Raw genomic sequence first — 10424 nt, forward strand, 5'->3', positions numbered from 1 at the left:
TTTTTTTTTAATGAAAGTGCGACCACCTAGATCTACACGTTTGTAGTCGTGGGCAGCTTAAGATGTGTATTAGAGTCAGCCCGGCGCCCTCGCCCAGGGGGGCTCGGCGCCCGGCGGCAAACCCGCGGGCACCCTGACCTACGGCATCTCGATGTCGGACCTGCCGCTCACCACCGGGCAGCCGGACAAGGGCGCGGGCGGCTACCAGTTCACCGGGCTGACCCTCTACGATCCGCTGATCGCCTGGGAGCTCGACGTTGCGGACCGCCCCGGCAGGATGGTGCCCGGCCTCGCGACGTCCTGGGAGAGCGACCCGGCCGACCGCAAGAACTGGACGTTCCACCTGCGCGACGGGGTGAAGTTCCACGACGGCTCGGCCTTCGATGCGGACGCGGTGATCTGGAACTTCGACAAGGTGCTCAACAAGGAGGCGCCGCACTTCGACCAGCGCCAGGCCGCCCAGGTGAGGCCGCGCCTGCCCGGCGTGGCGTCGTATCGGAAGCTCGATGCGATGACCGTGCAGGTGACGACGAAGACCGCCGACAGCCTGTTCCCCTACCAGATGCTGTGGTTCCTGATCTCGTCGCCGGCCGGGTTCGAGGCGGCCGGGCGCGACTGGTCGAAGTTCGCGTTCCAGCCTTCCGGGACCGGGCCTTACAAGATCGGCCAGCTCCAGCCCCGCGTCCGCCTCGAGCTCGTGGCGAACGAGGCCTACTGGAACCCCAAGCGCGCCCCGAAGCTCGCCAAGCTGACGCTGGCCTGCGTGCCCGAAGACCTCGCCCGCGTGAACGCGCTCCTGTCGGGCAACGTCGACCTGATCGAATTGCCCGCGCCCGACGCCGTGCCGCGTCTGAAGGCCGCCGGCATGCGGATCGTCGGCAACGACACGCCGCATGTCTGGAACTACCACCTCTCGATGGTCGAGGGCTCGCCCTGGCGCGACATCCGCCTGCGCAAGGCCGCCAACCTCGCGATCGACCGCGACGGCGTGGTGCAGCTGATGGGCGGCCTGGCCGCCCCGGCCGTCGGGCAGGTGCAGGCGTCGAGCCCGTGGTTCGGCAAGCCGACCTTCCAGATCAAGACCGACGTCGCGGCGGCCAAGACGCTCGTGGAGGAGGCCGGCTTCTCGGTGAAGAACCCGGTCAAGGCGACGATCCTGATCCCCACCGGCGGCACCGGGCAGATGCTGTCCCTGCCGATCAACGAGTTCATCCAGCAGAGCTGGGCCGAGATCGGCATCCAGGTCGAGTTCAAGACCGTTGAGCTGGAGGTCGCCTATACCGGCTGGCGCCAGGGCGCGGCCGACCCGAGCCAGAAGGGCGTCTCGGCCGGCAACATCGCCTACGTCACCTCCGATCCGTTCTACGCGATCCTGCGCTTCTACGATTCGCGCCAGATCGCCCCGAACGGCGTGAACTGGAGCCACTGGAAGAACGCCGAGGTCGATGCGCTCTGCGACAAGGTCAAGGCCAGCCTCGACCCGGCGGAGCAGGACAAGCTGCTGGCCCGCATCCACGAGATCGTGGTCGACGAGGCGGTGCAGGTCTGGGTCGTGCACGACACCAACCCGCACGCGCTCTCGCCGAAGGTGAAGGGCTACACCCAGGCCCAGCACTGGTTCCAGGACCTGACGACGCTGGCGTGATGGGGCGGCGCGGGTTTCCTTCGCTACCGGATCGCGCAGCAGATGCGTGACGGGTACTCCCTCCCCCGCAGAGGGGGGAGGGAAGAGCGTGGTCAGGGATGCGGGGTCGGCGATGCGCCGGCCCCCTGCCCCACCCCGTTAAAGCCGCTCGACCTCGGCCGTCTCGCCCGCCAGCCGCACCAGCACCTGCCGCAGCCAGCGGTGGGCCGGGTCGTCGTCGTAGGAGGCGTGCCACAGCATCGAGACCGAGACCGCGTCCAGCTCCACCGGCGCCGGGCTCACCGTCAGCCCGAGCGCGTCGGCGAAGTAGGTGGCGAGCCGCGCGTGCATCGTCGTGATCACCGGGGCGGCGCGTACCAGGAACGGCACCACCAGGAACCGCGGCGTCGTCAGCGCCAGCGTCCGCGCCCGCCCGAGCTTGGCCAGCGCGTCGTCCACGACACCGTGGGCGGTCTCGCGCAGGCTGGTGAGGATGTGCGGGAAGCGGAGGTAGTCGTCCAGGGAGATCGGCGGCGCGAGCCCGACCTGGCCGGCGTCGAACAGGCAGACGTAGGTGTCGCGGTAGAGCAGGCGCTGCTTGTGATGGGTCTGCCCCTCGAACCCGAAGCCGATGGCGAGGTCGACCCGGTCGGCGTCGAGCTCCTCCAGGATGTGTGTGCGGTCGACCGAGCGCAACAGCAGGCGGATGCCCGGCGCCTCGGCGCGCAGGTAGCCGAGTAGCCGGGGCCCGAGCAGGACCTCGGTGCTGTCCGGCAAGCTGACCGTGAAGGTCCGCTCGGTCGTGGCCGGATCGAACGCCGCCTCGCGCCGGACGATCGCCTGGATCTGCCGCAGGGCCGCGCGGACGGGCTCGGCCAGCGCCAGGGCGCGTGGCGTCGGCCGCATGCCGTCGGGGGCGCGGGTCAGCAGCTCGTCGTCGAACAGCCGGCGCAGGCGGGCGAGGCTCGAGCTCATCGCCGACTGGCCGATGCCGATGCGAGCCGCGGCGCGGGTCACGCTGCGCTCGGCCAGCATCGCGTCGAGGGCGACGAGCAGATTCAGGTCGATGCGGCTAAGATCGATGTGATCGATAGTCATCAGCGATACGATCGGTTTGATCCATGCTGCACTGCAGAACATATTCGTGACCAAGGCAAGGGCATCGGGCCCTTGGCAGCACGAAGGTCACACGATCATGTCCATCAAGACTCGCAGCCGCACCGTCGCCCTCGCGGCCATCGTCGCCCTCACCGCCGGCCTCGGCAGTGCCGGCGCAGCCGAGATCAAGCCGGCCGCGGCCGGCAGCGTCGACCTCGGGACCCTGTCCGGCGTCGCCTACTACACCGCCGAGCCGAAAGGGTATCGCGTCGTCGTCACCCTGGCGCCGCGCGCCGCAGCCCCCGCCGTCCGCTTCGAGACGGTCCTGGCCGACGACCAGAGCGTGACGCTCTCGACCCCGCGCCCGGCCGACTCGCCCGCCGAGACGATCGAGATCAGCCGCGTCGGCGACCGCATCCTGGTCCAGCCCTCCCGGACCAAGGCCGTCACGCTGGAAGCCGCGGCCGTCGACTGAGCGCTCTGGGCATGCCCGGCCGTGCCGACCCTCCCGGCCTCGCGACGAGGCCGGGAGCCGGCAGACGCCGTCAGGCCGGATCATGGAGCCGCCGACCGGACGACGCGCGCGCCACCTCCGCGCGGACATGCTCGCGGAACAGCCGGACCCGCGCCGGCAATTCGCGCCCCGCGAGGCTGACCGCCCGGAGCGTCCCGCCGCGGCTCGCCCAATCGGGCATCACCGGAACCAGCGTGCCGGCGCCCAGCGCCTTCGCGGCGACGAGGCTCGGGATGTGGCCGATGCCGACGCCGGCCAGCGTCAACCGCAGCACGGTGGCGAAATCCGTCGCCCGCACCACCGGGCGCACGTCGATCAGCGCCTCGCGCCCGAGCCGGTCCGACACCGCGATCTGCGAGGCGCCGACGCGCTCGCGCGAGAACACCACGTCGTGGTCGCAGAGCCCGGCGAGGTCGGCCGGAGCCGGCTTCCGAGCGAGATAGGCCGGGGCGGCGTAGAGGCCGATCGTCAGCTCGGCGAGGATCGGCGCCATGTAGCCGCTGTCCGGATGCGCGCCGCCGAGCCGCAGGGCGAGGTCGACGCGGTTGGCGGCGAGGTCCAGCCGGTTGTCGGTGATCAGCATTTCGATGGTGATCTGCGGGTAGCGCGCGCGGAAGCTCGCCACGAGATCGGGCAGCACCTCGACGCCGAAATCGATGGAGGCGGTGACGCGCAGGTGCCCGCGCGGTTCGGTGCGCGCGCCGCGCGCCGTCTCCAGAGCCTCGTCGAGGAGCGCAAGGCTCTCCTGGGCGCGGGCGTGGAAGACCAGCCCGTCGGCCGTCGGCGAGACCGCGCGCGAGGTTCGCGCCAGCAGCGTCACGCCGAGCACCGCCTCCAGTCGCGAGACGCGGCGGCTGACGCTGCCCTTGGTCTCGCGCACGAAGGCCGCCGCCTGGGTCACGCTGCCGAGGTCGACCACCGCGCAGAAGGCACGCACGTCGTCGAGATGCCCGGTGAAGGTTTCCGGAATCGCAACCATGCGTCTCCGGTTACCGCGCTTCCGCACCGCTGGGAAGCGGCCTATCTCGGCGCCTCCGAACGGCGCATCCCGCCGTGCCAGCGAGCCCGGAGCTCTTCGTGAAGCCCTTCAGCCCCTCCGCCCTGTCGATCGCACTCATGCTCGCCGCCGCCCCGGCGCTGGCGCAGACACCGCCGACCCGCGACCCGGCCCAGATCCAGGCCGGCGCCTACGCGGTCGATGCCGGCCACACCCAGGTCGGGTTCACCGTGTCGCACATGGGCTTCTCGAACTATTCCGGCGGGTTCTCCGAGGTTTCGGGCACTCTCGACCTTCAGCCGAAGAGCCCGGCTCAGAGCAGCCTCAAGATCACGATTCCCGTCGCGTCGGTCACCACCACCAGCACCAAGCTCACCGACGAGCTGAAGGGCGACCAGTGGCTCGACGCGACCAAGTACCCGGAGATGACCTTCGTCTCGACCAAGGTCACGCCCGAGGGCAAGGACAAGGCCAAGGTCGCCGGCAACCTGACGCTCCACGGCGTGACCAAGCCGGTAACCCTCGACGTGACCCTGGTCGGCGCCGGCGTGAACCCGCTGAGCAAGAAGTACACGGTCGGCTTCGACGCCAAGGGCGCGATCAAGCGCTCGGAATTCGGCGTGAAGACCTACGTGCCGCTGATCGGCGACGAGCTGCACCTCACCATCGCCGGCGCGTTCGAGCGCACCGAATAGGCCCAAGCCGCGCACGACCGCCGGCCCCGAGATCGCGATGCCAGGAACGACCATGCCCGAGGCCGTGGCCCCTGCCCCGCTCCGGTACACCCGCGTCGCGATCGCCTTCCACTGGGCGATCGCGGCCCTGGTGCTCGCGCTCCTCGGCATCGGCCTCGCGATGACGCATGCGGACCTGGCGCCGATGCGCCGGTTCCAGCTCTACCAGTGGCACAAGTCGGTCGGCATCACCGTGCTCGTGCTGTCGCTGCTCCGGCTCGGCTGGCGCGCCTTCCACAGGCCCCCGCCCCTGCCGGCGGCGATGCCGGCCCTGGAGCGGGCCGCGGCGCATCTCGCCCACGGCGTGCTCTACGCGCTGATCATCGCGATGCCCCTGGTCGGCTGGGCGCTGGTCTCGGCCTCGCCGTTCAACATCCCGACGGTCCTGTACAGCGTCGTGCCCTGGCCGCATCTGCCGATCGTCACGGACCTCCCGAACAAGGCGGCGGTCGAGGCCGGATTGAAGCTGGTCCATGCGTCCGGCGCCTGGTTCCTGATCGCCCTTCTCGTGCTGCATGCCGGCGCCGCCCTGCGGCACCATTTCGTCCTGCGGGACGACACCCTGCGGCGGATGCTGCCGTCGCTCGGCCCCACCCGCCGCGAGGTTTCGCCCCGATGACGTATCGCCTGCTGCTCGCCGCCGCGATCCTCGCCGCACCCGCCTGCGCCGAGGCCGCGGATTGGGCCGTCGACCCGGCCTAGAGCCGCCTCGGCTTCTCGGGGGTTCAGGTCGGCGTCCCGTTCAAGGGCCGCTTCAAGCGCTTCGAGGCCGAGATCGCCTTCGACCCGGCCGCCCCGGAGACCGGGCATGCGCTGGTGACCGTCGACCTCGCCAGCGCCGAGACCGGCGACGTCCAGCGCGACGAGGCCCTGCCGCAGGCCGACTGGTTCGCCACCAAGGCGACGCCTCAGGCCCGCTTCGAGGCGAGGCGCTTCGTGCCCAGGGGCGGCGACGCCTACGAGGCCGTCGGCAGCCTCACGATCCGCGGCATCCGCCACGACGCGACCCTGCCCTTCCGCCTCACCCTTGCCGGCGATGCCGCTCACGCCACCGGGCATCTCGATCTCGTGCGCACCGATTTCGGCGTCGGGCAGGGGCCGTGGGCGTCGGGCCAATGGGTCGCCCTCGAGGTCGGCGTCGACCTCGATCTCGTGGCGCGCCGGAAGGACGGTGCGCGCTAGGATCGCGATGCTCGAAGTGCCGGCTGCCTGCGACCTCGGCCGGCACGCTGCCGGTCGTCCTTCGCCGAGCCGGAGCCATTTCCGAGCCGACGCGGCCGAGGCCGCGCCGAACGAAGCCGAAGGCGCGAATGACCGGCGGCGCAAGGGCGCAGCCGGTCAGGATCTCGGCGCGACCGCGCTCGTCGACTAACGGCGATCACCGATCGCGAAACGTCGTCGCCCGGTCGCCCTCGAGCGGGCCCTTGGACCCCGGGACCAAGCCGCTGTCGATCAGCCAGAGGGCCAGCGCCGCGGCTGCGATCAGCGTCGCCAGCGATCCGAGCCGTCCGATATGCCGGCGCGTTACCAGCATCACCACGAGGATGCCGAGGAAGGCCAGCAGAAGCACGGTCATCAGCATGGGCCTATCCTTCGGATGGAGGTGCACTCCGGGAGCCTGCCGGGTCCGGAGACGCCCTCATGCGGAGCGGCCCTTCGACCTCATCGCGGCGGATCCGACATCTCGCGCCTCGGTGCCGGCTGCGACCTCCTCATGGCCGCGGCGCCGCGGGTGGGGTTGCCGGCGTCGTACCGGGCTGCGTCGGCGCCTGTGGGTTCGGAGGCGCCGGCGCCGGCTGCCCGGGCCCGGCCGGCGGAACACCAGGGCCGGTCTGCAATGTCTGGTCGGCCTTCGTCTGGATCTGATCGGCGGTCTGCTGGGTGATCAAGCCGTAGGACACGGCGACGGCCAGGGCGACGGCGAGGATCGCCCCGATGATCGTCTTCGCGAGCCTGCTCTGCATGAAAGCCTCCCCGGGTCCGACGCCCCTACGCAGCTTCCTTGCGCGTGACCACCAGGGCCCAGATCGTTGCCGGGATCCAGCCGATGACGGTGATGTGGAGGAGGATGCACAGGATGCCCTGGATCACCTTCCCGCGCAGGAACATTGCCAGCCACGGCGCCAGGAAGCAGATGATGATCATGACCATGGCGCGTCGCATCCCCAGACGATGTCGGCGGGTGCACGGCGTCGGCAATGCTGCCCCGCACACTCAGGCTGTTTCAGCCCGATTTGTTCCGACTCAGGCTCGCCCAAGCGGCGTGGGCGCGGTGAGAGAGCCTGTCGCAACGGTTGGCGTGCTTTGTCGTTTGACCGACCGTCGCGGATCGGCGCGGCAACATCGCGCTTCTCTTCGGGCTGCTCCTCCTGCCGCTGATCGGCACCACGGGGCTCGCCATCGATTACGGGCAGCTGCTCACCGCCCGGACCACCTGCCAGACCGCCGCCGACGCCGCCGCCCTCTATGCCAGCGGCGTCGCCAAGGCGCTGATCCAGCAATCGGACGGCAGCGCCGCTTCGGTCGCGTCCGCCAAGACCGAGGCGCAGACCCGTGCGACGGGCCTGTTCAACGCGCACGTGGCGCGGATGACCAACGTCATCGCGACGGGCGGAACCGTGACCGTCGCCAAGGTCGGCCAGCGCATCGACGCGCTGGCGACGTTCAACGTCGCGACCAGGACGTCGTTCGGCGGCATCTTCGGCGTCCGGAGCATGAATGCCTCCGGCTCCGCGAAATCCTCGGCCTCGATGCCGCTCTATACCGATCTCTACATGGCTCTGGACGTGTCGCAGTCGATGGGCCTCGCCTCGACCACGGCGGGAGCCAAGAGCCTCTTCACCCTGATCAAGACGATGGAGAGGAACGCCGGCAACTCGGGCGCCACGGGCTGCGTCTTCGGCTGTCACGTCGTGCAGACCGGCAGCAGGCTGGCGAGCAGCTATCAGTCCATCGCCGGCAGCGCCGTTCCACCGATCACCCTGCGCATCGACGTCCTGCGCAATGCCGTGAACAAGACGATCTCCACGGCCCAGAGCGACGCCCTCGCCGCCGGCACCAGCAACTACCGGATCGCGCTCTACACGACGGGCCTCTCATCCGCGAACGGAACGACCTACAGCCTCAATCAGCTGGCGACGCTCAGCTCGAACTGGAACAGCCTGTCGGCCGCGGCGGCGAACATCGACCTGGGCCCGAACAACGGTGGCGGAACCGGCGACAGCTACCTCAAGGAGCCGCTGACCGATCTGCTGACTAAGATCCCGACGAGCGGCGACGGAACCAGCCAGGCGACGTCCCGCGCCTACGTCATCATCATCACCGACGGCCTGCGTGACGTGAAGGGTTCCTCCTGCACCTCCGGGCATTGCACCGCGGCGTTCGATCCGGCCGTCTGCCAGAGCTACAACAACAAGAACATCACCGTCGGGGTGATCTACACCACCTACCTGCCGATCCTGGCCGATCCGACCACGGGAAGCTCGGCGCTGGATGGCAACTATCGAAGCCTGGTCCAGCCCTACGTCTCGCAGATCGCGCCGAACCTGCAGGCCTGCTCCTCGCCGGGCTGGTATGCCGAAGCCTCCGGCGGGCCGTCCATCGATGCGGCGCTGGCGAAGATGTTCGGGCAGACGACCATGCAGCCGCAGATCACCAACTGATGCCGACGCGCGGCGCGGACGGGCGTGAAGCCTGGCGCCGCGACCCACGATGCTGCTTCGCGCCTGCGACCGCCGCGGGAACGCACCATCCGCTCATGCCGATCGGTGTCGATTATGACCAAGGGCGCCCGGCGCGCAGACCGATCGACGTGATCTTTCAAGGCTGGTCGAAGAGCTTGTTTCGGGCCCCGCATCAGCGATCGAGCGGGTCGCGGACCGTCCGCTCGCTGAGAGCGCACCCGAATTGATCGCGTCATGCGGCCGGTCGATGCGTGAGAGCGCGACGGAGGGCGAGATCCCGTTGCGAAGGCGTTGCTTCAGGCGATCGTCGATTGCGTCGAGAACGCTATCCGCATCATTGGCGATACGGCCAGCCCGGAACCCGTCATCGCCGGCGCTGGCTCACCCGCCGGGCAGGTGTTCGCGGTTCTGTACGGAATTGGCGCACCCGACACGATTCGAACGTGTGACCTTTGCCTTCGGAGGGCAACGCTCTATCCAGCTGAGCTACGGGTGCTGACCGTACCGATTTCCTAGCCGATGCCGCTGCGCGGCGCAACGGGGCTGTCGCGGGGTCGAAGGCGGGGGGATGACGACGTGGGATCGCCGTTGCCGCGGTCCCACCGATCGGCGAGGCGTCACGGCGCACGTCGCTGTCCGCGGCGCTCGGTGCGCATCGCGCCATGGTGCTACGGGCCGGCGAAGAGGGGGATTGGGGTTCTGCGATCCGAGCGAGGCTTCGTACGCCACCCGGGCAAAGTGTTCGAGCGATACCGGTATCCTCATACTGTGGCCCAAACGGCAGGCCCGGCCAAAGACGGCACGGCCATCTTGTATCGGCCATGTTTCTGATTGTTTCTGGCGGGCATCCGCGCTGCGACGCTCAGCGTGCAACACCGTTCGAAGCGCCGGCGATGCAGACTCGTCTCGACCGACATCATCCTCCCGCCGTCACGGCCCCGATGCATTCGGGGCCGGCAGGCGGCGCCCTGGCGGCCGTGAGCATCGCGCGGCCCGGCGGGGCGCTGGCGAACCTGCAGCTTCTGCGGGCGTTCGCGGCGAGCCTCGTCCTGGTGCACCACGTCGCCGTGTATGCCCAGGCGCTGCGTGGCGCCGCACGGCCGTTCGCGACCCTCGACACCCTGATGGGCGTCTGGGGCGTGGCGATCTTCTTCGCCCTGTCGGGCTTCCTGATGGCCCGGCTCGTCACCCGCGATGCGCCGCTCGTCTTCCTCGCGCATCGGGTCAGCCGCATCTTCCCGACTTACTTCGGGGTGGTGGCGCTGTCCGCCGGCCTGTTCGCGGCGCTGGGCCTGCAGTTCGGCGGCATGTCCGTGCTCGCCCTGTCCCTCGCGCCCGGAGGCGCGCGAAGCTCGCCCCTCAACGTGGAGTGGACGCTCGCCCTGGAGCTGTCGTTCTATGTCGGCCTGTTCCTCCTGGCCTCGGCCGGGCAGGCGCGGCGCCTCGTTCCCCTCGCCGCCGGCTGGCTCGTCCTGCTGGCGGTCGCCTTTCCGCTGCTGCCGCCCGACAGCCGCAGCCTAATGCCGCCGCCGCTCTACCTGGTGCCGGTCACGGCGGCCTGTGCGCCCTTTGCGGGCGGCCTGCTGCTGCCGCGGCTGATCGCGTCGGGCTGGATGCGTCCGGCGACGGCGCTCCTCGCCCTGCCCTTCCTGGTGCTCTGCGTCTTCGTCGACACGGCGGCCGCGCGCTGGCTCGGTGGCGTTGCCGCGGTGCTGATCGTGGGCGCCGCCGTCACGGCGCCGCCCGTCCGCCGGGAGGGGCCGGTGGCGCGGGG

At 70.0% G+C, this 10424-nt stretch carries 11 protein-coding genes, 1 tRNA gene and 2 pseudogenes; 8 read left to right on the forward strand and 6 right to left on the reverse strand.

Annotation, left to right across the window (positions count from 1 at the left end; translation table 11 throughout):
* Positions 1-127: 127 nt before the first annotated feature.
* A pseudogene (locus FV230_RS17965) lies at positions 128-1645 on the forward strand (ABC transporter substrate-binding protein); the annotation flags it as partial.
* Between the two features lie 138 nt (positions 1646-1783).
* Here FV230_RS17965 and FV230_RS17970 read toward each other — a convergent pair.
* Complete coding sequence (locus FV230_RS17970) at positions 1784-2722, reverse strand: LysR family transcriptional regulator (RefSeq protein WP_147843371.1); 939 nt, start codon at positions 2720-2722, stop codon at positions 1784-1786.
* A 97-nt stretch (positions 2723-2819) separates the two neighbouring features.
* On the opposite strand from FV230_RS17970, the gene FV230_RS17975 reads away from it, so the two are divergent.
* Positions 2820-3197: a hypothetical protein gene (locus FV230_RS17975; RefSeq protein WP_147727087.1), complete on the forward strand. Its 378-nt coding sequence runs from the start codon at positions 2820-2822 to the stop codon at positions 3195-3197.
* Between the two features lie 70 nt (positions 3198-3267).
* Here FV230_RS17975 and FV230_RS17980 read toward each other — a convergent pair whose 3' ends face one another.
* Positions 3268-4215 (reverse strand): LysR family transcriptional regulator, encoded by a 948-nt coding sequence (locus FV230_RS17980; RefSeq protein ID WP_147843372.1) that lies wholly within the window; start codon positions 4213-4215, stop codon positions 3268-3270.
* Positions 4216-4352: 137 nt separating this feature from the next.
* Between FV230_RS17980 and FV230_RS17985 the strand changes: the two genes are divergently transcribed.
* The 4 genes and pseudogenes from FV230_RS17985 to FV230_RS18000 all read left to right on the forward strand — a co-directional run bounded on the left by FV230_RS17985 (position 4353) and on the right by FV230_RS18000 (position 6339).
* Positions 4353-4928 (forward strand): YceI family protein, encoded by a 576-nt coding sequence (locus FV230_RS17985; RefSeq protein WP_147843375.1) that lies wholly within the window; start codon positions 4353-4355, stop codon positions 4926-4928.
* A gap of 52 nt (positions 4929-4980) precedes the next feature.
* The gene (locus tag FV230_RS17990) at positions 4981-5586 is read left to right on the forward strand and encodes a cytochrome b (protein WP_147843373.1); all 606 of its coding nucleotides are present in this window, start codon (positions 4981-4983) and stop codon (positions 5584-5586) included.
* 98 nt (positions 5587-5684) lie between these two features.
* Positions 5685-6149, forward strand: a pseudogene (locus FV230_RS17995) (YceI family protein); the annotation flags it as partial.
* A gap of 7 nt (positions 6150-6156) precedes the next feature.
* Complete coding sequence (locus FV230_RS18000; RefSeq protein ID WP_147727084.1) at positions 6157-6339, forward strand: hypothetical protein; 183 nt, start codon at positions 6157-6159, stop codon at positions 6337-6339.
* A gap of 6 nt (positions 6340-6345) precedes the next feature.
* Here the strand turns inward: FV230_RS18000 and FV230_RS18005 are convergent, their stop codons facing one another.
* The 3 genes from FV230_RS18005 to FV230_RS18015 form a co-directional block, all read right to left on the reverse strand.
* Positions 6346-6549, reverse strand: a complete 204-nt coding sequence (locus tag FV230_RS18005) for a hypothetical protein (RefSeq protein WP_147727083.1) — start codon at positions 6547-6549, stop codon at positions 6346-6348.
* Between the two features lie 130 nt (positions 6550-6679).
* On the reverse strand, positions 6680-6931 hold the full coding sequence (locus FV230_RS18010; protein WP_147727082.1) for a hypothetical protein: 252 nt from the start codon (positions 6929-6931) through the stop codon (positions 6680-6682).
* Between the two features lie 25 nt (positions 6932-6956).
* Positions 6957-7118, reverse strand: a complete 162-nt coding sequence (locus FV230_RS18015) for a YqaE/Pmp3 family membrane protein (protein WP_187274833.1) — start codon at positions 7116-7118, stop codon at positions 6957-6959.
* 437 nt (positions 7119-7555) lie between these two features.
* On the opposite strand from FV230_RS18015, the gene FV230_RS18020 reads away from it, so the two are divergent.
* Positions 7556-8629 carry a hypothetical protein gene (locus tag FV230_RS18020; RefSeq protein ID WP_246694904.1) on the forward strand — a complete coding sequence of 358 codons (1074 nt, stop codon included), beginning with the start codon at positions 7556-7558 and terminating at the stop codon, positions 8627-8629.
* Positions 8630-9069: 440 nt separating this feature from the next.
* Here the strand turns inward: FV230_RS18020 and FV230_RS18025 are convergent.
* Positions 9070-9146, reverse strand: a tRNA-Arg gene (locus FV230_RS18025).
* Positions 9147-9627: 481 nt separating this feature from the next.
* On the opposite strand from FV230_RS18025, the gene FV230_RS18030 reads away from it, so the two are divergent.
* Positions 9628-10424: acyltransferase family protein (locus tag FV230_RS18030; RefSeq protein WP_246694905.1), on the forward strand; the 797-nt coding region annotated here is incomplete at its 3' end.

This window comes from Methylobacterium sp. WL6, assembly GCF_008040095.1.
GTDB lineage: Bacteria > Pseudomonadota > Alphaproteobacteria > Rhizobiales > Beijerinckiaceae > Methylobacterium.

Bases quoted from the DNA above. Each gene is read 5' to 3' on its own strand.
- FV230_RS17970 (WP_147843371.1), bottom strand. From the start codon at position 2,722: ATGACTATCGATCACATCGATCTTAGCCGCATCGACCTGAATCTGCTC.
- FV230_RS17975 (WP_147727087.1), top strand. From the start codon at position 2,820: ATGTCCATCAAGACTCGCAGCCGCACCGTCGCCCTCGCGGCCATCGTC.
- FV230_RS17980 (WP_147843372.1), bottom strand. From the start codon at position 4,215: ATGGTTGCGATTCCGGAAACCTTCACCGGGCATCTCGACGACGTGCGT.
- FV230_RS17985 (WP_147843375.1), top strand. From the start codon at position 4,353: ATGCTCGCCGCCGCCCCGGCGCTGGCGCAGACACCGCCGACCCGCGAC.
- FV230_RS17990 (WP_147843373.1), top strand. From the start codon at position 4,981: ATGCCCGAGGCCGTGGCCCCTGCCCCGCTCCGGTACACCCGCGTCGCG.
- FV230_RS18000 (WP_147727084.1), top strand. From the start codon at position 6,157: ATGCTCGAAGTGCCGGCTGCCTGCGACCTCGGCCGGCACGCTGCCGGT.
- FV230_RS18005 (WP_147727083.1), bottom strand. From the start codon at position 6,549: ATGCTGATGACCGTGCTTCTGCTGGCCTTCCTCGGCATCCTCGTGGTG.
- FV230_RS18010 (WP_147727082.1), bottom strand. From the start codon at position 6,931: ATGCAGAGCAGGCTCGCGAAGACGATCATCGGGGCGATCCTCGCCGTC.
- FV230_RS18015 (WP_187274833.1), bottom strand. From the start codon at position 7,118: ATGGTCATGATCATCATCTGCTTCCTGGCGCCGTGGCTGGCAATGTTC.
- FV230_RS18020 (WP_246694904.1), top strand. From the start codon at position 7,556: ATGACCAACGTCATCGCGACGGGCGGAACCGTGACCGTCGCCAAGGTC.